The sequence below is a fragment of the Pseudomonas entomophila genome, assembly GCF_023277925.1.
GTDB lineage: Bacteria > Pseudomonadota > Gammaproteobacteria > Pseudomonadales > Pseudomonadaceae > Aquipseudomonas > Aquipseudomonas entomophila_D.
In genome coordinates this window covers 4,787,098-4,810,633 of the sequence record NZ_CP063832.1, presented here as the reverse complement: position 1 = coordinate 4,810,633, position 23,536 = coordinate 4,787,098, and the positions used below count along the sequence as shown (strand labels likewise).

At 63.1% G+C, this 23,536-nt stretch carries 19 protein-coding genes and 1 tRNA gene; 16 read left to right on the top strand and 4 right to left on the bottom strand.

From position 1 onward, the window contains the following. Positions 1 to 60: 60 nt before the first annotated feature. From rpsU to IM733_RS21305, 5 genes are all read left to right on the top strand, one after another. Entirely contained in the window at positions 61 to 276 is a 216-nt protein-coding gene (gene rpsU / locus IM733_RS21325) for a 30S ribosomal protein S21 (protein WP_003255575.1), read from the top strand. Positions 277 to 554: 278 nt separating this feature from the next. Further along, a complete protein-coding gene (dnaG, locus tag IM733_RS21320) occupies positions 555 to 2,537 on the top strand; it encodes a DNA primase (RefSeq protein ID WP_248918376.1) in 1,983 nt (660 codons plus the stop codon). Between the two features lie 67 nt (positions 2,538 to 2,604). After that, positions 2,605 to 4,452 (top strand): RNA polymerase sigma factor RpoD, encoded by a 1,848-nt coding sequence (rpoD, locus tag IM733_RS21315; RefSeq protein WP_248918375.1) that lies wholly within the window; start codon positions 2,605 to 2,607, stop codon positions 4,450 to 4,452. A gap of 119 nt (positions 4,453 to 4,571) precedes the next feature. Continuing rightward, entirely contained in the window at positions 4,572 to 8,315 is a 3,744-nt protein-coding gene (locus IM733_RS21310) for a bifunctional diguanylate cyclase/phosphodiesterase (protein ID WP_248918374.1), read from the top strand. A gap of 17 nt (positions 8,316 to 8,332) precedes the next feature. Then, a tRNA-Ile gene (locus tag IM733_RS21305) sits at positions 8,333 to 8,409 on the top strand. A gap of 182 nt (positions 8,410 to 8,591) precedes the next feature. Here IM733_RS21305 and prfH read toward each other — a convergent pair. The 3 genes from prfH to IM733_RS21290 form a co-directional block, all read right to left on the bottom strand. After that, entirely contained in the window at positions 8,592 to 9,212 is a 621-nt protein-coding gene (gene prfH, locus IM733_RS21300; RefSeq protein ID WP_248918373.1) for a peptide chain release factor H, read from the bottom strand. Next, a complete protein-coding gene (locus IM733_RS21295) occupies positions 9,212 to 10,348 on the bottom strand; it encodes an RNA ligase RtcB family protein (RefSeq protein WP_248918372.1) in 1,137 nt (378 codons plus the stop codon). The genes prfH and IM733_RS21295 overlap by 1 nt, the downstream gene beginning before the upstream one ends. A 535-nt stretch (positions 10,349 to 10,883) precedes the next feature. Next, complete coding sequence (locus IM733_RS21290) at positions 10,884 to 11,531, bottom strand: glycosyltransferase family 25 protein (protein WP_248918371.1); 648 nt, start codon at positions 11,529 to 11,531, stop codon at positions 10,884 to 10,886. Positions 11,532 to 11,738: 207 nt separating this feature from the next. Here IM733_RS21290 and IM733_RS21285 point away from each other — a divergent pair, with 207 nt between their 5' ends. Beyond that, positions 11,739 to 12,200, top strand: a complete 462-nt coding sequence (locus tag IM733_RS21285) for an Lrp/AsnC family transcriptional regulator (RefSeq protein ID WP_011531821.1) — start codon at positions 11,739 to 11,741, stop codon at positions 12,198 to 12,200. 18 nt (positions 12,201 to 12,218) lie between these two features. Here the strand turns inward: IM733_RS21285 and IM733_RS21280 are convergent, their stop codons facing one another. Then, positions 12,219 to 12,509 carry a DUF3077 domain-containing protein gene (locus IM733_RS21280; protein WP_248918370.1) on the bottom strand — a complete coding sequence of 97 codons (291 nt, stop codon included), beginning with the start codon at positions 12,507 to 12,509 and terminating at the stop codon, positions 12,219 to 12,221. Positions 12,510 to 12,833: 324 nt separating this feature from the next. On the opposite strand from IM733_RS21280, the gene IM733_RS21275 reads away from it, so the two are divergent. The 10 genes from IM733_RS21275 to IM733_RS21230 all read left to right on the top strand — a co-directional run bounded on the left by IM733_RS21275 (position 12,834) and on the right by IM733_RS21230 (position 23,362). After that, positions 12,834 to 13,070: a hypothetical protein gene (locus IM733_RS21275; protein WP_248918369.1), complete on the top strand. Its 237-nt coding sequence runs from the start codon at positions 12,834 to 12,836 to the stop codon at positions 13,068 to 13,070. A 111-nt stretch (positions 13,071 to 13,181) separates the two neighbouring features. Then, positions 13,182 to 14,864 carry a flavin monoamine oxidase family protein gene (locus tag IM733_RS21270; protein ID WP_248918368.1) on the top strand — a complete coding sequence of 561 codons (1,683 nt, stop codon included), beginning with the start codon at positions 13,182 to 13,184 and terminating at the stop codon, positions 14,862 to 14,864. 16 nt (positions 14,865 to 14,880) lie between these two features. Continuing rightward, positions 14,881 to 15,675, top strand: a complete 795-nt coding sequence (locus tag IM733_RS21265; RefSeq protein ID WP_248918367.1) for a carbon-nitrogen hydrolase family protein — start codon at positions 14,881 to 14,883, stop codon at positions 15,673 to 15,675. 186 nt (positions 15,676 to 15,861) lie between these two features. Next, entirely contained in the window at positions 15,862 to 18,198 is a 2,337-nt protein-coding gene (gene pqqF, locus IM733_RS21260) for a pyrroloquinoline quinone biosynthesis protein PqqF (protein WP_248918366.1), read from the top strand. Between the two features lie 146 nt (positions 18,199 to 18,344). Continuing rightward, positions 18,345 to 18,416 (top strand): pyrroloquinoline quinone precursor peptide PqqA, encoded by a 72-nt coding sequence (pqqA, locus tag IM733_RS21255; protein ID WP_003243383.1) that lies wholly within the window; start codon positions 18,345 to 18,347, stop codon positions 18,414 to 18,416. Between the two features lie 73 nt (positions 18,417 to 18,489). Beyond that, positions 18,490 to 19,401 carry a pyrroloquinoline quinone biosynthesis protein PqqB gene (pqqB, locus tag IM733_RS21250; protein WP_248918365.1) on the top strand — a complete coding sequence of 304 codons (912 nt, stop codon included), beginning with the start codon at positions 18,490 to 18,492 and terminating at the stop codon, positions 19,399 to 19,401. Positions 19,402 to 19,425: 24 nt separating this feature from the next. Then, positions 19,426 to 20,181 carry a pyrroloquinoline-quinone synthase PqqC gene (gene pqqC, locus IM733_RS21245; protein ID WP_248918364.1) on the top strand — a complete coding sequence of 252 codons (756 nt, stop codon included), beginning with the start codon at positions 19,426 to 19,428 and terminating at the stop codon, positions 20,179 to 20,181. Beyond that, the gene (gene pqqD, locus IM733_RS21240) at positions 20,178 to 20,453 is read left to right on the top strand and encodes a pyrroloquinoline quinone biosynthesis peptide chaperone PqqD (RefSeq protein WP_248918363.1); all 276 of its coding nucleotides are present in this window, start codon (positions 20,178 to 20,180) and stop codon (positions 20,451 to 20,453) included. The genes pqqC and pqqD overlap by 4 nt, the downstream gene beginning before the upstream one ends. Continuing rightward, positions 20,425 to 21,573, top strand: a complete 1,149-nt coding sequence (gene pqqE / locus IM733_RS21235; protein ID WP_248918362.1) for a pyrroloquinoline quinone biosynthesis protein PqqE — start codon at positions 20,425 to 20,427, stop codon at positions 21,571 to 21,573. The genes pqqD and pqqE overlap by 29 nt, the downstream gene beginning before the upstream one ends. Further along, on the top strand, positions 21,539 to 23,362 hold the full coding sequence (locus tag IM733_RS21230) for a S9 family peptidase (RefSeq protein ID WP_248918361.1): 1,824 nt from the start codon (positions 21,539 to 21,541) through the stop codon (positions 23,360 to 23,362). Before pqqE ends, IM733_RS21230 begins: the two co-directional genes overlap by 35 nt. Positions 23,363 to 23,536 lie beyond the last annotated feature (174 nt).

The following is a 23,536-nucleotide window of genomic DNA, read 5'->3' as shown; positions in this document are numbered from 1 at the left end:
GCACACCTTATGTTTTGCCAGGAGCACGTCTACCCCGGTAATGAATTAAGGTAGCCCTGGATGCCAGCCGTCAAAGTTAAAGAGAACGAACCCTTCGACGTAGCTCTGCGTCGTTTCAAGCGCTCCTGCGAAAAAGCCGGTGTACTGGCTGAAGTTCGTAGCCGCGAGTTTTACGAGAAGCCGACCGCAGAGCGTAAGCGCAAAGCCGCTGCCGCTGTTAAGCGTCACGCCAAGAAGGTCCAGCGCGAACAGCGCCGCGCCGTTCGTCTGTACTAATACAGGCGTTCTACGCAAAGCTTCTGCCCCGCCCGGCCTCGTGCCGGGCTGATGGCAGCGGTCGTTTCAAACCCTTGGCCATGCGCCTTGGGCGCCCTGGCACAAGCCATGGGCAACCTGCCTCAACACGTCAGAACTGGTCTTTGGCCAGGCGTGCACGTCCTCTCTGACGAGCCCTTTCCGGGCTGGTGACGAGCACAACACCTCTTCTGCGACACCCCACGCCAAACCCGCGCACAAGCGTTTAGACTTGCCAGTTGCCAGATGACGAGGCTGCCATGGCCGGGCTGATTCCCCAGAGCTTCATCGATGACCTTCTCAACCGTACCGACATCGTCGATGTGGTGAGTTCGCGTGTCCAGCTGAAGAAGACCGGCAAGAATCTCTCCGCCTGCTGCCCGTTCCACAAGGAAAAAAGCCCTTCCTTCACCGTCAGCCCCGACAAGCAGTTCTACTACTGCTTCGGCTGTGGTGCCGGCGGCAACGCGCTCGGCTTCGTCATGGACCACGACAACCTGGACTTCCCCCAGGCGGTCGAGGAACTGGCCCGCGCAGCAGGCGTGGAGGTACCACGCGAGGAAGGCCGCCGCGGACAGAAGCCCCGCCAGCCAACCGATTCGCCGCTGTACCCGCTGCTTGAGGCCGCCGCTGAGTTTTATCGCCAAGCCTTGCGCAACCACCCCACCCGCAAGGCGGCAGTGGAGTACCTGATAGGTCGCGGCCTGTCCGGCGAGATCGCCCGCGACTTTGGCCTGGGCTTCGCCCCGCCTGGCTGGGACAATCTGCTCAAGCACCTGGGTGCTGACACCCTGCAGCAAAAGGTGATGATCGACGCAGGCCTGCTGATCGAGAACGCCGAAAGCGGCAAGCGCTACGACCGCTTCCGTGACCGAGTGATGTTCCCCATCCGCGACAGTCGCGGCCGGGTGATCGCCTTTGGCGGCCGGGTTCTGGGCGACGACAAGCCCAAGTACCTGAACTCCCCGGAAACCCCGGTGTTCCACAAAGGCCAGGAACTGTACGGCCTGTTTGAGGCACGCAAGCACAACCGCAACCTCGACGAGATCATCGTGGTCGAGGGCTACATGGACGTAATCGCCCTCGCCCAGCAAGGCCTGCGCAATGCGGTGGCCACGCTCGGCACGGCCACCAGCGAGGAACATCTCAAGCGCCTGTTCCGTGTGGTGCCCAGCGTGCTGTTCTGCTTCGATGGCGACCAGGCCGGCCGCAAGGCCGCCTGGCGCGCGCTGGAATCGACCCTGTCGAGCCTGCAGGATGGCCGCCGCGCGCGCTTCCTGTTCCTGCCCGAAGGCGAGGACCCGGACAGCCTGGTCCGCGCCGAGGGCACCGACGCCTTCCAGGCCCGCATCAACCAGCACGCCCAGTCACTGGCCGACTACTTCTTCGAACAGCTGAGCAACGAGGCAGATCCCCGCTCACTGGAAGGCAAGGCGCACATGGCCACGCTGGCCACACCGCTGATCGAGCAAGTGCCCGGCGCCAACCTGCGCCAGCTGATGCGCAATCGCCTGAAGGAAATCACCGGGCTCGATCCGCAGCAGATGGAGCAACTGGCCCAGAACGCGCCCACCCCCAGCGTGCCGGACTATGACCCCGGCTACGACTACGACGCCATGGCCAGCTATACACCGGACTTCGGCGACCTGCCACAGCCCGACTACGCGCCGGCACAACAGGAGCAGCGCCCGTGGACGCCGAACAAGGGCGGCGGCAAGAAACAATGGGATGGCAAGCCTTGGGACAAGAAAGGCGGCAAGCCCTGGCAGCGCGATGGCCAACGCGAAGCGCCACCACGGGTGCCAGCACCGGTGGAGCCACCCACATTGTCAGCTTTGCGCACCCTGTTGCATCACCCGCTGCTGGCCGGCAAGGTCGAGGACGCCGGCCACTTCGCCGACGAGAAACAGCTGTACAGCCAGCTGCTGGTAGCCCTGATCGAAGCCGCGCAGAAGAATCCTAAGCTAAGCTCAATGCAGCTGATCGCACGCTGGCACGGGACCGAGCAAGGCCGCCTGCTGCGGGCCCTGGCGGAAAAGGAATGGTTGATCGATGCCGACAACCTTGAACAACAGTTTTTCGACACTATAACTAGTTTGTCCGCTCGCCAGCGCGAGCGCAGCCTGGAACATTTGATCAGCAAATCACGTCTAACCGGCTTGGACGAGGACGAAACTTCCAAGCTTCGCGACTTGCTCCGCCGCAATGTTCCCGCACAAAACCCGACCTCATCTGGCGCGTGAGGTCCATGCTCGGGTATAATCCTCGGCTTGTTTTTTGCCCGCCAAGACCTTCAGTGGATAGGGTGTTATGTCCGGAAAAGCGCAACAGCAATCTCGTATCAAAGAGTTGATCACCCGCGGTCGTGAGCAGGGCTACCTGACTTACGCGGAGGTCAACGACCACCTGCCAGAGGATATTTCAGATCCGGAGCAGGTGGAAGACATCATCCGCATGATCAACGACATGGGGATCAACGTATTCGAGAGTGCTCCGGATGCGGATGCCCTGTTGTTGGCGGAAGCCGACACCGACGAAGCCGCAGCCGAAGAGGCCGCCGCAGCGTTGGCGGCCGTTGAGACCGATATCGGCCGCACGACCGACCCGGTGCGCATGTACATGCGTGAAATGGGTACCGTCGAGCTGCTGACCCGCGAAGGCGAGATCGAAATCGCCAAGCGCATCGAGGAAGGCATCCGTGAAGTCATGGGCGCCATCGCTCACTTCCCGGGCACCGTCGACTACATCATCAGCGAATACGACCGCGTCACCGCCGAAGGCGGCCGCCTGTCCGACGTCCTCAGCGGTTACATCGACCCTGACGACAACATCGCCGCGCCGACCGAAGAAGTACCAATTCCAGGTGCCAAGGCCGCTGCCGCGAAAGAAGAAGAAGACGAAGACGACGAAAATACCGAAAGTGATGACGAGGAAGAGGCCGAAAGCGGTCCGGACCCCGTCGTTGCCGCACAACGTTTCGGTGCCGTCAACGATCAGCTGGTCATCACCCTCAAGGTGCTGAAGAAGCACGGTCGCACTCACGCCGAGAGCATTGGCGCCATGCAGGCGCTGGCTGATCTGTTCATGCCGATCAAGCTGGTGCCCAAGCAGTTCGACGCACTGGTTGAGCGCGTCCGCAGCGCCCTCGACCGCCTGCGCCAGCAAGAACGCGCCATCATGCAGCTGTGCGTGCGTGACGCCCGCATGCCGCGTGCCGACTTCCTGCGCCTGTTCCCGAGCAACGAGACCGACCAGACCTGGTCCGGTGACCTGGCCAAGCGCAACACCAAATGGGCTGCCGCCCTGGGTGAGAAAGACGCCGCGATCGTCGCCTGCCAGCAAAAGCTGATCGACCTCGAGACCGAGACTGGCCTGACCGTCGCCGAAATCAAGGAAATCAACCGTCGCATGTCCATCGGCGAGGCCAAGGCCCGCCGCGCCAAGAAGGAAATGGTCGAGGCGAACCTGCGTCTGGTGATCTCCATTGCGAAGAAGTACACCAACCGTGGCCTGCAGTTCCTCGACCTGATCCAGGAAGGCAACATCGGCCTGATGAAGGCGGTGGACAAGTTCGAATACCGTCGCGGCTACAAGTTCTCGACCTACGCCACCTGGTGGATCCGCCAGGCGATCACCCGCTCGATCGCCGACCAGGCGCGCACCATCCGTATTCCGGTGCACATGATCGAGACGATCAACAAGCTCAACCGTATTTCCCGCCAGATGCTGCAGGAAATGGGCCGTGAACCGACCCCGGAAGAGCTCGGCGAGCGCATGGAGATGCCTGAGGACAAGATCCGCAAGGTGCTGAAGATCGCCAAGGAGCCGATCTCCATGGAAACGCCGATCGGTGACGACGAAGACTCGCATCTGGGCGATTTCATCGAGGACTCCACCATGCAGTCCCCGATCGACGTGGCCACGGTCGAAAGCCTCAAGGAAGCGACCCGCGACGTGCTCTCGGGCCTGACCGCGCGCGAAGCCAAGGTGCTGCGCATGCGTTTCGGCATCGACATGAACACCGACCATACGCTTGAAGAAGTCGGCAAACAGTTCGACGTGACCCGCGAGCGGATCCGCCAGATCGAAGCCAAGGCGCTGCGCAAGCTGCGCCACCCGACGCGAAGCGAGCATCTGCGCTCCTTCCTCGACGAGTAAAGACGAACCCCGGCCCAGGCCGGGGTTTTTCTTATGTGACAAATGGTCGTGAACAGCGCCACGCCGCTGCCCGGATGCCCGTCTACACTCGATTCAGACCCCCTGATCGAGAGGCCGCTATGCCCTTGATGCCGGCCCTACTGTTGCTGCTCCTGATCGCCTGGAACACAACGGCCGGCGCCCTCACCCTGACTGACGAGGAACAAGCCTGGCTCAGCGCACACCCGCAGCTGCGCCTGGGCGTCGACGCTTCATGGCCGCCCTTCGAATTTCGCGACCAGGAAGGCCGCTACCAGGGATTGGCCGCCGATTACATCGCCTTGATCCAGGATCGCCTTGACATCAAGCTCAAGCCCATCGAGCCCAGCAGCTGGACCGAGGTGCTCGCGCAGGCCCGCACGGGTCGCATCGACCTTTTGCCCGGCATCATGTCCACCCCGGAGCGCCAGGCTTACCTGGCGTTCACCCGCCCCTACCTGGACTTCCCGATCGTCATTCTCGCCCACAAAGGTGGCGCTCAACCGCGTAACCTGCAGGATCTCTATGGCTTGAAAATCGCCGTGGTGGAAAATTATGCCCCCCACGAATTACTGCGCACCCACCATCCGGACCTGAACCTGGTGGCCATGCCCAACGTCAGCTCCGCGCTCCAGGCCCTGGCCACGGATGCAGTGGACGCAGTGGTCGGCGACCTCGCCTCGAGCATCTGGAGCCTGCGCCAACTCAAGCTCGACGGCCTCTACGTCAGCGGCGAGACGCCCTACCGCTACCAGTTGGCCATGGCCGCGCCACAAGAACAGAAGATCTTCGTCGGAATCCTCGACAAAGTCATGGCCGACATGAGCAGCAGCGAGGTCAGCCATATCCAGCAGCGCTGGGTGGGCAACGTCATCGACCAGCGCACGTTCTGGCACGACATGCTGCTCTACGGCCTGCCGGGCGTCCTGCTTCTGGTGGCCATCCTCGCCGTGGTGATCCGTATCAACCGCCGGCTTAGCTCGGAAATCTCCCGACGCATCGCCCTGGAGCAGGAACTGCGCAGCAGCGAGTACCACTACCGCGGCCTGGTCGAGAGCCTGTCGGCGATTGCCTGGGAGGCCGACGCCAATGATTTCACCTACAGCTACGTCTCACCCCATGCCGAGGACCTGCTCGGCTACCCGCTTGGCGATTGGCTCCAGCCCGGCTTCTGGCGCAGCATTCTGCACCCGGAGGACGCGCTCTGGGCCCAGGCCTACTGCGACAGCGAAACCGCGGCAGGGCGCGACCACAGCCTCGACTACCGAGTGATCCGCGCCGATGGCCATTCTCTATGGGTGCGCAACATTGTCAGCATGATCGAGCACGGCCCCAAACCCTTGATACGCGGCCTGATGATCGACATCAGCGAAACCAAGCACACCGAGGACGCCTTACGTCTGTCGGAACAGAAGTTTGCCTCGGTGTTCCAGCAGTGCCCGGACATTCTGCTGATCGCCCGCCACAGTGACGGCTGCTTGATGGAGGTCAACGAAGCGTTCGAGGAGCAGATAGGCCTGGGCCCGGCGCAAGTACTTGGCCGCACGGCCACCGAACTTGGCCTGTGGGGCGTGGCCGGCACCGGTCCACTGCTGCTCGAACGCCTGCACCAGGGCGGTATCCGTAATCTGGAAATGACCTTCCGGCGCAGTAACGGCCAGTTGTTCACCGGTCTTGTCTCCGCCGAAACCTTTGAGCTGGATGGCACCAAGGCGCTGGTGGTGGCGGTACGTGATATCAACCAGCTCAAAGAAACCCAACAGCAACTGCAGATTTCCGAAGAAAAGTTCGCCAAAGCCTTCCATGCCTCGCCTGATGGGCTACTGCTGTCACGCCAGGAAGATGGCCTGCTGCTGGAAGTCAACGAAGGTTTCTGCCGCCTGACCGGCTACGACATCAGCACGACCGTCGACCAGACCTCCCTCGACTTAGGCATCTGGGTCGACCTCAACGAACGCCAGCGCCTGGTCGAACAGCTCAACCGCGATGGGTTCGTCCGTGACTTCAGCTGCCATATTCGCCGCAGCGACGGGCAGATCCGCCTATGCGAACTGTCTGCCCGGCCTCTGCCGATCGGCGGTGTCGACTGCATGCTGACCATTGCCCGCGACATCACCGAGCGCCACCTGATGCAGGAAAAACTGCAACTGGCCGCCACCGTGTTCGAGAACACCGCCGAAGGCGTGCTGATCACCGACACCGACCAGCGCATCAGCGCGGTCAACCGTGCCTTCAGCGAGATCACCGGCTACAGCGAGATCGAAGCCCTCGGCCAGACCCCGCGCCTGCTCGCCTCCGGCCAGCATGACAGCGCCTTCTACGCCGCCATGTGGCACCAACTCACCGCCGAGGGCCATTGGCAAGGCGAGATCTACAACAAGCGCAAGAACGGCGAGCTCTACCCCGGCTGGCTGACCATCAGCGCCGTGCGCAACAGCGAGCGGGAAACTACGCACTTCGTTGCCGTGTTCGCCGATATCTCCAGCCTCAAACATGCCCAGGCCAAACTCGACTACCAGGCCCACCACGACCCACTCACCGGCCTGCCCAACCGCGCACTGTTCGAGAACCGCCTGCAGTCGGCCCTCACCTGCGCGCAAGTCTCCAACCGCCAGGGCGCCGTGCTGTTCCTCGACCTGGACCGCTTCAAGCACATCAACGACAGCCTCGGCCACCCGGTCGGCGACTTGCTACTCAAGGGCATCGCCCAGCGCCTGAAAGAGCAGGTTCGCGATGTCGACACCGTGGCCCGCCTGGGCGGCGACGAGTTCATTATTCTCCTGCCCGGCCTGCACAAGCCCAGCGACGCCAGCGCCATCGCCAACAAGCTGCTGGCCTGCTTCCACGCCCCGTTCCAGGCCGGTGAACACGAGTTCTTCACCAGCGCCAGCATCGGCATCAGCCTTTACCCACAGGATGGCAGCGATGTCGCCACGCTGATCCGTAACGCCGACGCTGCCATGTACCGCTCCAAGGCCAAGGGCCGCAACCGTGTCGAGACCTACACCCGCGACCTCACCGCCCAGGCCAGCGAACGCATCGCCCTTGAGCACGAGCTGCGTCGCGCCATCGAGCGCAACGAACTCAGCCTGTGCTACCAGCCCAAGTTCAGCCTCAAGACCCAGAGCCTGGTCGGCGCCGAAGCCCTGATCCGCTGGACACACCCCACCTTTGGCGAGGTGCCGCCCGAGCAGTTCATCCACCTCGCTGAAGAAAACGGCACCATTCTCCAGCTGGGGGACTGGGTGCTGGAGCAGGCCTGTCGGCAGATGCATATGTGGAAAAAGGCCTACCAGGCCTTCGGCCCGCTCTCGATCAACCTCGCTGGCGCACAGTTGCGCCAGCCCAACCTGGCCAAGCGCATCGGGCAATTGCTCAAGAGCTATCAGCTCAAAGCTGGCGACCTGCAACTGGAAATCACCGAAAACTTCATCATGAGCCAGGCTGAGGAAGCCTTGAGCGTGCTCCACCAGCTCAAGCAACTGGGCGTACAGCTGGCCATCGACGATTTCGGTACCGGCTACTCCTCGCTCAGCTACCTCAAGCGCCTGCCGCTGGACATCCTCAAGATCGACCAGTCGTTCATCCGCGGCCTGCCGGACGACCCCCACGATGCCGCCATCGCTCGCGCCATCATCGCGCTGGGGCGCAGCATGCAACTGACGATCATCGCCGAGGGGGTGGAGAACCAGGCCCAGCAGCGCTTCCTTGCAACCGAAGGGTGTGAGCAGATCCAGGGTTACATCGTCAGCCTGCCGCTGCCACCCGAGGAATTCGCTGCTACCTTCCTTCGTATAGCACTATCAGATCTTTCGGATGGCACGGTATCGAAACCCTCGTTATAATCCGGCGCACCTGCTGAGGGCCTATAGCTCAGTCGGTTAGAGCAGAGGACTCATAATCCTTTGGTCCACGGTTCGAGTCCGTGTGGGCCCACCATCTTCGAAGCCGCGCATTGCGCGGCTTTTGCGTTTTTGGCGGGATCGCCTCAGATACGGAATGCTCATTTGCAACTCGTAAACCCGAATGCGAGCCGAGTCCTTTCCTCATCCGTTTTTGTGGGGCCGGTATCGCCTACGCCGCCGGGCCTGACTTTAGCTCGACGACTATTCGTACACAATCTACCCGTCAGCCGGCTCAAAGCGCTCGCCACGAAACACCCGACGTGGATTGCCACGCTCGATGCGGTGATGGAACAACCACCGCTCCGCGCGCAGTTCGCTGTCGACCTGCTCTGCCTGTTGCGCCAGGCGTTGGCCGATGAGCAGCAGCGCCAAGCGCTTGTTGGCGTGCTGGCTGCGCTCGCTCTGTACCTTGACGCTGACGCCGCTGGCTAGGTGCGTGGCGCGCACTGCCGAGTCGGTGGTGTTGACATGCTGACCACCCGGCCCGGACGAACGCAAGGTCTCGAAGTGGATCTCGCTCGCCAATTCCGGTGCCGGTGGCGCAAACCGTGCGCCCCCAAAGAACCAGTTCTTGCGCACATGCCCCGGCCGGTACGGGCTGCTGCACGTCCATTGCAGCGAGCCCGTCCAGTGATCAGCCAGGCGCTCGGCCTGCTCGCCATCCAGTGCCAGCAACACCGAGCGCAAGGTACCGCGCCGCGGCCCCGGCTCTTCTTCGAGTATCCGTACCGCCACGGCCTGGGCATCCGCTTCGGCCTGCAGCCTGAGCAATGCCTTGGCCACTGCCAGGGCACATTCTTCCGGCCCCTGAGCCGCCGAGAGTTGCAGTAGGATCATCAGCAGCACCCTCCGCGCGTCTTGTAGGTGAGCACCGGTTTCAGTCGTGCCAGCACGCGAACCAACCCCGCTTCACGCAAGGCACCCACCACCGTGTCGATAGCCTTGTAGGCCTCCGGCGCTTCCTCGTAGATCAGCGCCCGGTCGGCGCAGATCACACGGCTGCCTAGTGCCGTACGACTCAGTTGCTCGACGCTGTAGCGCGAGGCGAGGCGGTCCTTGCACTCGCTGCGCATCCATTTGCGTCCGGCGCCATGGGCCAGGGACAACAGGCTGCGCTCGTCGGCGATCGGCTGTACCAAGTAGCTGTAGTCGCCGCGCGAACCAGGGATCACCACCGCCCCCTGATCCGACGGTGTGGCACCTTTGCGATGCAGCCACCCATCGAGCCCGTCGACCTGCGCTGGCGACACCAGGTTGTGGTTGATGTCGAGCAGTACATCGCCATCGGCACGCAAGCGGTCGAGCATGCGCCGGGCAATCAACTGACGGTTGGCTTCGGCAAAACGCAGCGCGCCGTCGTGCCGGCCCAGGTAATGAGTGCTGGCCTCGCTGCCCGCCTCCAGTCCGTGATGACCGAACAGGTCGACCTGCTCACGCAAGATCGCCTCGCCCAAACCACGCGAGCCGCTGTGTACCAGCAACAGCAAGTGTTTACGCTCGATGCCCAAGGCTGCCAAGGCCGCATCGTCGTAGTTTTCATCGAGTTGCTGCAGCTCGGCGAAGTGGTTACCACCACCAATGGTGCCTAGAGAACGCTCGTGCCCCGTGGCAGGCAAACCGAAGCTGGCGACGGCCTCCTGCCACGTCTCGTCGAGCGGCAGGTCGAGGTTGCCAAGGCGTTTCTCCAGCTTGTCCAGATGCAGCTTGGCGGTCGGGATGTCCGTGCGCCACAGCGCCATGCCACAGCCGATGTCATTGCCGACCAGCGCCGGGTACAAACGCCCCACGGAAAAGAATGCCGCGCCGACCGGATAGCCACGTCCCGGATGCAGGTCCGGCATGCCGGCCACCCGATGCATGCCCCCCAGGCGAGCGGTGGTTTCGAGTTGTTGGATCGCTTTTCCTTCGATCCAGGTGTCGTCCGCAGCGACCAATACGGCGCCGTCGGACAAATTGCGAATGCAAGTGCCCATAGTCCAATCCTGATGGGTTGAAACAAAAAGATGTTCGGATTGGCAGGCCAGAGGCCGGGCGTTGCGGTACCGCTAACGAGTAGCGGCGAATGCGATCAAGCCAGGCGCGACCTGCAAAGGGTGATCAACTGTTGCATGATGTGCCTCCTTTGCTGTCGGGTAAGAGAAGGCGGGCATCTTAGGTGTGTAATTGCCACCTTGCAACAACCTTGATCACATTTTCACCAGGAGAACAACGTCATGGCCGAAAAACCTGACCGCTCCGCGGTACAAAAAACAATACACTGGCGGTACAGTGCCCAGCTTCTACCCATTTCGCCAAAACACCAGTAACCAGGCTACTTCCAGCTAACTATACCTACGCTAAGCTACGAACGGTTTCACTGGGTTTGCAGCGTCTCCAGGCAACTCATAATCCTTTGGTCCACGGTGCGAGTCCGTGTGGGCCCACCAAACTGAAAGCCGCGCATTGCGCGGCTTTCGTATTTGTGGCGTGCGAAATTAGGGTTCAACACGATTATCGCAGCCCCCATGGTCAGAAGTTCAGCCGCAGCGCGGTACGCCACAGGTTCTTGAGCGGCGAGCGCCAGTGTTTGCGCCAGTTTCGCTCCCACCACTCATCCTCATTACGCACAACCAGTTCCAGGTCGCTGCCGGTGACAGTGGCCGCGTGCTGGCGGAACATCATGGGAAACACACAATGTTGCCGAATCCGACGCTTGAACATCACATCCACCGGCGTGCCATCGTAAGGCGTCTGCGCCAGGATCTTGCAACCCTCCCGTGAAAGCACATAAGCGTGGAGTGCCACGACCTTACCCCGGGCAATAAAAGGGAACCAAGTCAGCCAGGTACGCCCCATGCTGTAGCCCAAGTGCAGGGCTTCGAATCGGTGAGTGCGCATGAAGCGATTGACCCAGCGGATACGCGAGGCCTTCAACGGATAATGCTTCACGTCATCCTCAAAGATCAGGATTCGCTCGAGGCCTTGATCAAGCGCCAACTGCGCGAGCGCCTGGTGGGACTCATAGCAGCCACGCTTCGGGTCGCTGTGCTTTTGTACGATGTGGAAAAGGACCGGATTGCCGAGCACAGCGGCGATGCTGTGCCTGAACAATTCACGCCGGTCACTCCGTGCATCCAGCGAAATGCAGTAAACGGCATCTACATCAAAACGAATCATGAAAAATTAAATCTCAACAGCCAAAGCACACATTTAGATGAAATCCGACAAGCGGTATAGTACAGCGATTCTCAATCGCATAAAGCCCATTGCCCGTCTGATTCCACTTCAAATGGGTGGAATGGCCGACAGGCTCATCCTAACCGCATGCTTCACAACCACGCCCAGCATGGCTAGGCTGGCTTGCCACCGAGCAAGGACCTCAGAATGCAAGACACCCGCCCCATCGCTCTCGACGAAATCGACCGCCAACTGATCGCCCTGTTGCAGATCAACGCCCGTGAAAGCGTCGCCACCCTCGCCCGCCAACTGGGCATCGCCCGCACCACGGTGAACTCGCGCCTGGCGCGGCTGGAGAAGAGCAAGGTGATCACTGGCTACGGCGTGCGCCTGGGCCAGCGCCTGATTGGTGGGGGCTTGCAGGCCTATGTGGGGATCAAGGTGCAGCCACGCTCAGGCAAGGAAGTGGTGCGGCGACTATCGGCCATGGGGCAGGTGCAACAATTGTGCGCGGTGAGCGGCGAGTTCGACTATGTCGCCTGGCTGCACAGCGATTCGCCCGAGCAACTGGACCAGTTGCTCGACCAGATCGGCAGCCTCGACGGGGTGGAGAAGACCACCACGTCGATCATCCTCAGCAGCAAGGTGGACCGGGGGCAGCCGGGCTGACCACCCCGCGCCTTGCCGTCAGGCCTCCATGGCGTCGAGCAATCCCTCCAGCAATGCCCTGAGCGTTTCCGCCGAATGCAGGATCGACCAGATCAGCGCCCGGTTCGCTTCGGGGGCGTGATGCAGGGCGTAGTTGTCGGCGATCTCCTGGATGGCGCGGGCCAGCATGCTGGCGTGAACCAAGGCATCGGCGGCGTCGACACCGGGGCGCACGGTGAAGATCGGCGGGTGGCTGGACTGGCAGGTGCAGAAGGACTGCTCGGTGGTGGGGTTCAGCTTCAGGGGTGGGTCTGGGACGATCTTTTTCATGGGTATTGCCTCCATTACCGGCTCAAGGAGGCCACCACACAACCTTCTCACGGGAATGGGTGGCAGCCATGCACGGGGTGAGAACCGGCGAAGTTGGAGGCTACATTCCGGCCAGGCAAAGCCTGCCCGTGCACAGCTGCCATAACAGCATGCCTCCAAGTAGATCGCCGGGTTCTCACGCCCGGTCGCCAGATGTACGGCGACCGGCAAAAGTTAGCGGTGAAGAGATTCCCATGCAGCCAGACTGGAACGACAAGGCCTGTAGGATAGGTCCTGATAAATTTCCCGTATGTAGGAAATGGCCTGACAAACAGCGATCAACCCATGCGCCATTCGCACATCCGGCATTCCTCCTCGGCACCGCCCCTTCGATCCATGGCCGGGCGCCACCTTTTCAAGATATACGACGAGGGTATTGCAGCGCATTTGAGATCGAGCGCCGCGCGGGCGGCGCTCGATCTCAAGAGCGCCAAAAGGCTATCGCCAGGCAACAAGGTGCCGCAGAAGCCGATCGTCAATATAGTTAGCCAGCAAGTCATTCAGACGAAACAAACTGCATAACGACACCACTCTGCATCTTAATTACGACCGCCCCGCTTCATAAAATGGCCACCAGTCATTTCCTATACTCAGGCTCCGCCCCCTGCGCAGCCTCCCTGGCAAGGTCATCCAATGAACAAGAAAAACCGCCACCCCGCCGACGGCAAGAAGCCCATCACCATCTTCGGCCCGGACTTCCCGTTCGCCTTCGATGACTGGCTGGAACACCCGGCCGGCCTGGGCAGCATCCCCAAAGAACGGCATGGCGAGGAGGTGGCGATCGTCGGTGGCGGCATCGCCGGGCTGGTGGCGGCCTACGAACTGATGAAACTGGGTCTCAAGCCCGTGGTGTACGAAGCCTCCAAACTGGGCGGCCGGCTGCGCTCCCAGGCCTTCAACGGCACCGACGGCATCGTCGCCGAACTGGGCGGCATGCGCTTCCCGGTCTCGTCCACGGCGTTCTACCACTACGTCGACAAGCTGGGCCTGGAAACCAAGCCCTTCCCTAACCCGCTCACCCCGGCATCGGGCAGCACGGTGATCGACCTGGAAGGCCAGACCTACTACGCCGAAAAATCCGCCGACCTGCCGCAGCTATTCCACGAAGTGGCGGACGCCTGGGCCGACGCCCTGGAGAGCGGCGCGCAGTTCGGCGATATCCAGCAGGCCATCCGCGACCGCGATGTGCCGCGCCTGAAAGACCTTTGGAACAAACTCGTGCCGCTGTGGGACGACCGCACCTTCTACGACTTCGTCGCCACCTCGCGCTCCTTCGCCAAGCTGAGCTTCCAGCACCGTGAAGTGTTCGGCCAGGTGGGCTTCGGCACCGGTGGCTGGGACTCCGACTTCCCCAACTCGATGCTGGAAATCTTCCGCGTGGTGATGACCAACTGCGATGACCACCAGCACCTGGTGGTGGGCGGTGTCGAGCAGGTGCCACAAGGCATCTGGCGCCATGTACCGGAGCGCTGCGCCCACTGGCCGGCCGGTACCAGCCTCAAGACCCTGCACGGCGGCGCGCCGCGCGCCGGGGTCAAGCGGATCGCCCGTGCTGGCGATGGCCGCCTGGCGGTCACCGACAACTATGGCGACACCCGCCACTACGCGGCGGTACTCACCACCTGCCAGAGCTGGCTGCTGACCACCCAGATCGACTGCGAGGAATCGCTGTTCTCGCAGAAAATGTGGATGGCCCTTGACCGCACCCGCTACATGCAATCGTCGAAGACCTTCGTGATGGTCGACCGGCCATTCTGGAAGGACAAGGACCCGGAAACCGGTCGCGACCTGATGAGCATGACCCTCACTGATCGGCTGACCCGCGGCACCTACCTGTTCGACAACGGCGACGACAAGCCGGGGGTGATCTGCCTGTCCTACGCCTGGATGAGCGATGCCCTGAAGATGCTGCCGCATCCGACGGAAAAGCGCGTGCAACTGGCCCTCGACGCGCTGAAGAAGATCTACCCGAAGACCGATATCGCCGGGCACATCATCGGCGACCCGATCACCATCTCGTGGGAGGCCGACCCGCACTTCCTCGGCGCCTTCAAGGGCGCGCTGCCGGGCCACTACCGCTACAACCAGCGCATGTACGCGCACTTCATGCAGGAGGACATGCCTGCTGAACAGCGCGGCATCTTCATCGCCGGCGACGACGTGTCGTGGACCCCGGCCTGGGTGGAAGGCGCGGTACAGACTTCGCTAAATGCCGTGTGGGGTATCATGAACCACTTCGGTGGCCAGACCCACCCGGACAACCCCGGCCCAGGCGATGTGTTCCATGAAATCGGACCGATCGCCCTGGCCGACTGAGCGAAGGAGTAGCGCCATGCGCATCGCCCTGTTCCAGGGTACGCCCGGCCCGCTGGATGTGCCCGGCAATCTCGACCGCCTGCAACACCAGGCCCAGCAGGCCGCCGCCCAGGGCGCGCAGTTGCTGGTGTGCCCGGAGATGTTTCTCAGCGGCTACAACATCGGCCTGGACCAAGTGGAACGCCTGGCCGAGGCCGTTGATGGGCCATCGGCAATGACCGTGGTGGAGATCGCCCAGACGTACCGGATCGCTATTGTCTATGGCTATCCAGAGCGGGGCGATGAGGGTGCGATCTACAACAGCGTGCAGCTGATCGATGCTCACGGCAGCAGCTTGTGCAACTACCGCAAGACCCATCTGTTCGGTGAACTTGATCGTTCGATGTTCAGCCCTGGCGCCAACCACTTTCCGGTGGTCGAGCTGAACGGCTGGAAAGTCGGGATGCTGATCTGCTACGACATCGAGTTCCCGGAAAACGCCCGGCGCTTGGCACTTGAGGGCGCCGAGCTGATCCTGGTGCCGACGGCGAACATGGCGCCTTACGATTTCGTCTGCCAGGTAACCGTGCGCTCACGGGCACAGGAGAACCAGTGCTACCTGGTGTATGCGAACTATTGCGGTAGCGAAGGCGAGATCCAGTATTGCGGGCAGAGCAGCATCGTCGGGCCGGATGGCGATATGCTGGCAATGGCGGGGCATGAGGAATGCCAGTTGCTCGCGAATCTGGAGCGTGAAACTGTCCTGAACGGACGTGAGGCGTTTCCGTATCTCACCGACCTGCGCCAAGAGCTGCACGGACGCAAGGGCTGACCCCCATACCACGTGGGGGCGGCTTTAGCCGCGATGCAGGGATCGTGGTGCCTGGCACCCGCGGCGCGGGTGATCGCGGCTGAAGCCGCTTCTACAAAGAGCCTGTCAGATCGATGGGGTGGTTTTGTTCAGCCAGCGCACAGCGCCGACACAGACAGCCTCGCCTTGGCGCGCTAGCATGGCGCCATGCCCGACACCCTCCGACACCTCACCCTCGCCAACGGCCTGCAACTGACCCTGCGCCACGCCCCGCGCCTCAAGCGTGCGGCCGCGGCACTGCGAGTGCACGCCGGCAGTCACGATGCTCCGGCGAAATGGCCTGGCCTGGCCCACTTCCTTGAGCACCTGTTTTTCCTCGGTACAGCACGCTTCCCGCTGGAAGACGGCCTGATGCGCCATGTCCAGGGGTTGGGTGGCCAGGTCAATGCCAGCACCCGCGAACGCACCACCGACTTCTTCTTCGAGGTGCCGCCCCAGGCCCTGGCCGGTGCGCTCGAGCGCCTGTGCCAGATGCTCGCCGAGCCCAACCTGGGCCTGGACCGCCAGCGTCGCGAGCGTGAGGTGATCCATGCCGAGTTCGTCGCGTGGTCGCGCAACCGTGAAGCCCAGCACCAATTCGCCCTGCTCCAGTCGGTATCGCCGCGCCACCCCCTCTATGGCTTCCACGCCGGCAACCGGCACAGTCTGCCTTTGCTGGACAGTGCCTTCCAACGCGCACTCGAACATTTTCACCGGCAGTTTTACCAGGGGGGGCAGATCACCCTGAGCCTGGCCGGGCCACAGTCGCTGGACGCACTGGAGCAACTGGGCCGGCAATTCGGTGGGCTGTTTGCGGCGGGGGCTCGACGCGAGCTGCAAGTACCACCGGCCTTGCTCGACGGGCCCCTGCGCCCGCCCATGGCCCGCGGATCATGCCACGACCTGCTGTTCGCCCATGAGGGCCTGCCGCCCGCCGCGGAGCAGGCGCTGGATCTGCTCCTGGCCCTTCTGAATGACAGCCGCCCCGGTGGCTGGCTGGCCGAGCTGCGTCAACGCGGTTGGCTGCAAGGGTGTCGAACCCAGTTGCTGCACGCCTACGCAGGGCAGATGCTCTGGCATATCCAGTTGCAGCTGGCGCCCAACGCTTCATCTGGCGCCGCAGAGGCACTGCTGCATGGCTGGCTGGGCTTCGTCCGGCAACAGGTGCTGCAACAGTTGAACAGTACCTACAGCGATCTGCAGCAACGCCGTGAACAGGCTGGCAGTGCCCTCGACCTTGCCCGACGCGATAGCACCGGCTCGCCATTCCGAGGGCTCGACGAACAGGGCCTGGTGGCGCTTGGCAAGCTCCTGGACGCCCTGCCACACCAGCGTTCGGGCCGCTGGCAGCTTCCGCCCGCAGAACCCTTGCTGGATGCATCGCTACCAGCAGGCACCGCCCAATTGCCCCTTGGCCTGTTCATCGACAACAACCTGCCATCCACTCGACAATTCGCTGCCCTGCACCTGCGTTGGCACATCCCTTCCCCCCTGCGCAGGCGCTTCCAGGCAATCCTTGAGCGCGCCCTGCAACCGCTGCGGGAGCGCGCCGAGCGGGTCTCGCTGCAGTTCGTTTTCAGCGCGAGCGGCGAGTGCTGGCAGTTGCGTGTCGCCGGACAACCCATGGCGGTGATCAGGTGCGTCGAGGAAGCCCTCGGTATCCTGCGTGCCCCGGCCACAAGGTACTGGCATGCGCCAGCAACCGTGCAACCGGCGCTGATCCCGATACGCACTCTGCTCAAGGCGCTGCCGGATGCCTTGCTGCCTGCGGAGGCGCAAGCGCAGCCCTCCTGCCTCCTCGATTCGCCACTGCTCGACGCACTCTGGCAAGAGGCCCGCTGGCGCGGCCTGGCGGTTGGTTTCGACGACCCGCACCTCGGCGCTCTAGGCGCGGCCTTGGTGGGGGTCATGGGGTTGCCCGGCGCAGAACAACCTCCAGCAGGTGTTCACGGACGCCAGTGGCGGCAAATTCCCACCCAAGGCAGCGAACCCGCCGTGCTGCTGTTCTGCCCGCTCCCTGCGGCACTGCAAGCCTGCGGCCGCCTGCTCGCGCACTTGTTGCAGGGCCCTTTCTACCAACGCCTACGTGTCGAATTGCAACTGGGGTATGCGGTGTTCAGTGCGTTTCACCAGGTCGAAGGCCGCTGCGGGCTGCTGTTCGGCGTGCAATCGCCCCATGCCAGCCACACGCAGATTCTCGGGCACCTGCGCTCGCTGCTGCACGAAGGGGTGAACCTCGACATCGGTGCCCGACAACGGCTTGCCGAGCAGTTCGACGAGGCCGCCATGCCAAACGCGGAAGTCGCCGAATGGGCCTGGCAAGCACATATGGCGACACAAAATCCGGATCTTTCCGAAATGAAGCGGTCTATTCTCTCTGTCGAGCAGTCGCAACTGGATGCTTTGTTGCAGCAATTGCTTGCCGCCGAGCACGGTTGGCTGTGCCTGGCCAATGCCAGCGCCCCCGACGACCAGTGGCAGGCAACAGCATTGGATTGTTACTGAGAATGCAATGGCGCTTTTCGAAGAATTAACCTTTCGGTACAAATTTTTCTTGTAAGATAGCGCAATCTCGGTCAATGGAATCGCCAATTGCAGGCGATATCCGGCCGCCATCGTTCAACTCAAACCCATCCGGAAGGAGTCATCCCATGTGGACCAAACCTGCATACACCGACCTGCGTATCGGCTTCGAAGTGACCATGTACTTCGCCAACCGCTAAGCAGTCGCGCGGTCAAACGCCTCGGCCTGCCGGGGCGTTGTCGTTTTTCGGATACGGTTTGAAAAGGGTCGCCATGTACATCCAGATTCTCGGTTCCGCCGCTGGTGGCGGGTTCCCCCAGTGGAACTGCAACTGCGTCAACTGCAAGGGCTATCGCGACGGCACCTTGCGTGCCAGCGCGCGCACCCAGTCGTCCATCGCCCTGTCCGACGACGGCGAGCACTGGATCCTGTGCAACGCCTCACCGGACATCCGCGCCCAGTTGCAGGCATTCGCGCCGATGCAACCAGCCCGCGCCCTGCGTGACACCGGCATCAACGCTATCGTCCTGCTCGACAGCCAGATCGACCACACCACCGGCCTGCTCAGCCTGCGCGAAGGCTGCCCGCACCAGGTATGGTGCACCGACATGGTCCACCAGGACCTGACCACGGGCTTCCCGCTGTTCAATATGCTCAGCCACTGGAACGGTGGCCTGGTGTGGAACCGCATCGGGCTTGAAGGCAGCTTTGTCATCGAAGCCTGCCCGAACCTGCGTTTCACGCCCTTCCCCTTGCGCAGCGCCGCACCGCCCTACTCGCCGCATCGCTTCGACCCACACCCAGGCGACAACCTGGGGCTGCTGGTGGAGGACACCCGCACCGGCGGCAAGCTGTTCTATGCCCCGGGCCTGGGCCAGGTCGATGACAAGCTGCTGGAGATGATGGGCGGCGCCGACTGCCTGCTGGTCGACGGCACCTTGTGGGAGGATGATGAGATGCAACGCCGCGGTGTCGGCACCCGCACCGGCCGTGAGATGGGCCACCTGGCACAGAATGGGCCGGGTGGCATGCTCGAGGTGCTGGATGGTTTCCCGCGCCAGCGCAAGGTGCTCATCCATATCAACAACACCAACCCGATTCTCGATGAGGACTCCCCCGAGCGCGCCGAAGTGGTCCGCCGCGGGGTGGAAGTCGCCTTCGATGGCATGAGCATCGAGCTGTGAGTGCTGAGCACAGGAGTCCGCTTGATGAATGACACCACGCCAATGTCCCCTGCTGAGTTCGAGCAGGCCCTGCGCGCCAAGGGCGCCTTCTACCACATCCACCACCCCTATCACGTGGCGATGTATGAAGGCCGCGCCACCCGCGAGCAGATCCAGGGCTGGGTGGCCAACCGCTTCTACTACCAGGTGAACATCCCCATGAAGGATGCCGCGATCCTGGCCAACTGCCCGGACCGCGAGGTACGCCGCGAATGGGTCCAGCGCCTGCTCGACCATGACGGCGCGCCAGGCGAGGACGGCGGTATCGAAGCCTGGCTGCGCCTCGGCCAGGCCGTGGGCCTGGACCCGGACCAGCTGCGCAGCCAGGAGCTGGTGCTGCCAGGCGTACGCTTCGCCGTCGACGCCTACGTCAACTTCGCCCGCCGCGCCAGTTGGCAGGAGGCCGCCAGCAGCTCGCTAACCGAACTGTTCGCGCCGCAGATCCACCAGTCACGCCTGGACAGCTGGCCACAGCACTATCCGTGGATCGACCCGGCCGGCTACGAGTACTTTCGCACACGCCTGGGCCAAGCCCGTCGCGATGTCGAGCATGGCCTGGCGATCACTCTGGCGCACTACACCACCCGCGAGGGTCAGGCGCGCATGCTGGAGATCCTGCAGTTCAAGCTGGATATCCTCTGGAGCATGCTCGACGCCATGAGCATGGCCTATGAACTGAACCGCCCGCCCTATCACAGCGTCACCAACGAGCGGGTCTGGCACAAGGGGATCGCCCTATGAGTTTCGACCGTCAACAGGTGCCCGCCTGGCGCCCCGGTTACCGCTTCCAGTACGAGCCGGCGCAAAAGGGCCATGTACTGCTATACCCCGAAGGCATGATCAAGCTCAACGACAGCGCCGGCCTGATCGGCGGGCTGATCGACGGCCAGCGCAGTGTCGCGACGATCATCGATGAGCTGCAGCAGCAATTCCCCGGTGTGCCCGAAGTCGCCGACGACATCGAGCAATTCATGGAGGTGGCCCGTGCCGAACACTGGATCACCCTCGCCTGAGGTGCCGGTCGGCCTGCCGCTGTGGTTGCTGGCCGAACTCACCTACCGCTGCCCGCTACAGTGCCCGTACTGCTCCAACCCGCTGGACTTCGCCGAGCAGGGCAAGGAGCTGAGCACCGCGCAGTGGTTCAAGGTGATGGCCGAGGCCCGGGAGATGGGCGCCGCGCAGATCGGCTTCTCCGGCGGCGAACCGCTGGTGCGCCAGGACCTCGCCGAGCTGATCGGCGAAGCCCGCCGCCTGGGTTACTACACCAACCTGATCACCTCCGGCATCGGCCTGACCGAGCAGAAGATCGCCGCGTTCAAGCAGGCCGGGCTGGACCATATCCAGATCAGCTTCCAGGCCAGCGACGAGCAGGTGAACAACCTGCTGGCCGGGTCGAAGAAGGCATTCGCGCAGAAGCTGGAGATGGCCCGCGCAGTGAAAGCCCATGGTTATCCGATGGTGCTGAACTTCGTCACCCACCGGCACAACATCGACAGGATCGACCGCATCATCGAGCTGTGCATTGCTCTGGAAGCCGACTTCGTCGAGCTCGCCACCTGCCAGTTCTATGGCTGGGCGCACCTCAACCGCCTGGGCCTGCTACCTACCCGCGCGCAGCTGGAGCGGGCCGAGCGCATCACCAACGAGTACCGCGCCAAGCTCAAGGCCGAGGGTAGCCCGTGCAAGCTGATCTTCGTCACCCCGGACTACTACGAAGAACGCCCCAAGGCCTGCATGAACGGCTGGGGCAGCCTGTTCCTGACCATCACCCCGGACGGCACCGCGTTGCCCTGCCATGGTGCACGGCAGTTGCCGGTGCAGTTCCCCAATGTGCGCGACCACGACCTGCGGCACATCTGGTACGACTCGTTCGGCTTCAACCGCTTCCGCGGCTATGAATGGATGCCCGAGCCGTGCCGCTCGTGCGACGAGAAAGAGAAGGACTTCGGCGGCTGCCGCTGCCAGGCCTTCATGCTCACCGGCGACGCCAGCAAGGCCGACCCGGTGTGCGGCAAGTCACCCGACCACGGCATCATCCTCAAGGCACGCGAAGAGGCCGAGCAAGCGACACTGGAGATCGAACAGATGACCTTCCGCAATGAGCGCAACTCCCATGTCATCGCCCGTGGCTGAGTTCAGCGCCGCCCAGGCGGTGGCCGCCGGCACCGACTTCGCCGAGCTCAAGGTCAACGAGCACGGGCTGTTCTGGAATGAGTTCCGCCCTGCCGATGGCGCCTGTCGAATCTGGCACTGGCGCGATCAACAGGCACGCTGCATCACGCCGGACGGGTTCAGCGTGCGCAGCCGGGTCTACGAATATGGCGGCGGCAGCTTCTGCCTCGCCGGCGACGCCGTGGTGTTCGTCAACGAAAAGGACCAGCAGGTCTACCGCCAGGCGTCCGATGGCTCGATGCCGCATCCGATCACCCATGACGAGCAGTGTCGCTACGGCGATGTGCAGTGGCAGGACGGGGTGCTGCTGGCGGTCGAGGAGCGTCACGCTGAACGCGTCGAGCACCGCCTGGTTGCCTTTGAGCAGGGCCGACGTGCGGTTCTCGCCGAAGGTGCGGACTTCTACGCCTCTCCCACATTGAGCAACGATGGCCTGCGCCTGGCCTGGATCGAGTGGGACCGGCCGGCGCAGCCCTGGACACTCACCCGCTTGATGTGTCGTGAGCGACAAGCCAGTGGCGCATGGGGTGCGGCGCGGTGTATCGCCGGGCTCGACGAGTCGTTGCAGCAACCTCGATTCGATGCCGATGGCCACCTGTATTGCCTCTCCGACCGTGGCGGTTTCTGGCAGCCCTGGGGCGAAGTGGAGCAGCACTGGCAAGCCCTGCCCGCCGCCCCCGCCGACCATGCCGGAGCCCCCTGGCAAATGGGCGCCAGCACTTGGTTGGCACTTGGTCCTGGGCATTACCTGGCCAGTTGGTTCGAAGATGGCTTCGGGCAGTTGGGCTTGCGCAACCCCAACGGAGAAATGGAACGCTTCGCCAGTGCCTATACCCGGTTCCGCAGCCTGGCGATGGACAGCGCGCATGTCTACGCCATTGCAGCTTCGCCGATCAGCCCTCCGGCAGTGATTGCCATCAATCGTCACAACCACGAGGTTCGTCTCTTGGCTGGCGGCGCAGAGGTACTGCCCAGCGGGTCGATCAGCCTTCCCCAGCCCATCCGCTACAACAGCGGCGATGGGCAGGCCCATGGTTTCTTCTACCCCGCCATTGGCAGCAGCAACCCACCACCGCTGGTGGTGTTCATCCACGGCGGGCCGACCTCGGCCTGCTACCCGGTGCTGGACACCCGCATCCAATACTGGACCCAGCGCGGCTTCGCCGTCGCCGACCTCAATTACCGGGGCAGCAGCTGCTATGGGCGCGCCTACCGCCAGGCCTTGCACCTGCGTTGGGGGGTAAGTGATGTGGAGGATGCCTGTGCCGCGGTCGCTCATCTCGCCGGGCAGGGGCTGGTGGACGCTGGCCAGGCATTCATTCGCGGCGGCAGTGCCGGCGGCTACACCACATTGTGCGCCCTCGCCTTCCACAAAGTCTTCCGCGCCGGAGCCAGCCTGTATGGCGTCAGTGATCCGGTTGCGCTGGGGCGGGCCACCCACAAGTTCGAGGGCGACTACCTCGACTGGCTGATCGGCGACCCGGAGCAGGATGCCGAACGCTATCGCCAGCGCACGCCATTGCTGCACGCCGAACGCATCCGGGTGCCGGTGATCTTCTTCCAGGGCGAGCTGGATGCTGTGGTGGTACCGGAGCAGACGCGCAGCATGCTGGCGGCGCTGAAGGCCAACGGGATCGAGGCCGAGGGGCATTTCTATGCGGGCGAGCGGCATGGGTTCCGTCAGGCGGCGAACCTGGCGCATGCGCTGGAAGAGGAGTGGAAGTTCTATTGCCGGGTGCTTGGCCGGTAGGGTAGTTGCCGGCGAAACAGGCACGCGGAGCATGGCACCGAGCCCGGCGCGTAAGCATTCGCACGGCCCGTAGGAGCCAGCCTTGCTGGCGAACCTGTCGACGCGGTGCTCACCGGCAAACCGGTTCCTACACCCCATAAACAAAAACGCCCCCGGCCTTTCGACCGGGGGCGT

Coding starts and splice junctions, on each gene's coding strand:
- pqqB (WP_248918365.1), top strand. CDS start 18,490: ATGTACATCCAGATTCTCGGTTCCGCCGCTGGTGGCGGGTTCCCCCAG.
- dnaG (WP_248918376.1), top strand. CDS start 555: ATGGCCGGGCTGATTCCCCAGAGCTTCATCGATGACCTTCTCAACCGT.
- IM733_RS21310 (WP_248918374.1), top strand. CDS start 4,572: ATGCCCTTGATGCCGGCCCTACTGTTGCTGCTCCTGATCGCCTGGAAC.
- pqqC (WP_248918364.1), top strand. CDS start 19,426: ATGAATGACACCACGCCAATGTCCCCTGCTGAGTTCGAGCAGGCCCTG.
- IM733_RS21280 (WP_248918370.1), bottom strand. CDS start 12,509: ATGAAAAAGATCGTCCCAGACCCACCCCTGAAGCTGAACCCCACCACC.
- IM733_RS21295 (WP_248918372.1), bottom strand. CDS start 10,348: ATGGGCACTTGCATTCGCAATTTGTCCGACGGCGCCGTATTGGTCGCT.
- rpsU (WP_003255575.1), top strand. CDS start 61: ATGCCAGCCGTCAAAGTTAAAGAGAACGAACCCTTCGACGTAGCTCTG.
- IM733_RS21285 (WP_011531821.1), top strand. CDS start 11,739: ATGCAAGACACCCGCCCCATCGCTCTCGACGAAATCGACCGCCAACTG.
- prfH (WP_248918373.1), bottom strand. CDS start 9,212: ATGATCCTACTGCAACTCTCGGCGGCTCAGGGGCCGGAAGAATGTGCC.
- pqqD (WP_248918363.1), top strand. CDS start 20,178: ATGAGTTTCGACCGTCAACAGGTGCCCGCCTGGCGCCCCGGTTACCGC.
- IM733_RS21290 (WP_248918371.1), bottom strand. CDS start 11,531: ATGATTCGTTTTGATGTAGATGCCGTTTACTGCATTTCGCTGGATGCA.
- IM733_RS21270 (WP_248918368.1), top strand. CDS start 13,182: ATGAACAAGAAAAACCGCCACCCCGCCGACGGCAAGAAGCCCATCACC.
- IM733_RS21275 (WP_248918369.1), top strand. CDS start 12,834: ATGCGCCATTCGCACATCCGGCATTCCTCCTCGGCACCGCCCCTTCGA.
- pqqF (WP_248918366.1), top strand. CDS start 15,862: ATGCCCGACACCCTCCGACACCTCACCCTCGCCAACGGCCTGCAACTG.
- IM733_RS21265 (WP_248918367.1), top strand. CDS start 14,881: ATGCGCATCGCCCTGTTCCAGGGTACGCCCGGCCCGCTGGATGTGCCC.
- IM733_RS21230 (WP_248918361.1), top strand. CDS start 21,539: ATGAGCGCAACTCCCATGTCATCGCCCGTGGCTGAGTTCAGCGCCGCC.
- rpoD (WP_248918375.1), top strand. CDS start 2,605: ATGTCCGGAAAAGCGCAACAGCAATCTCGTATCAAAGAGTTGATCACC.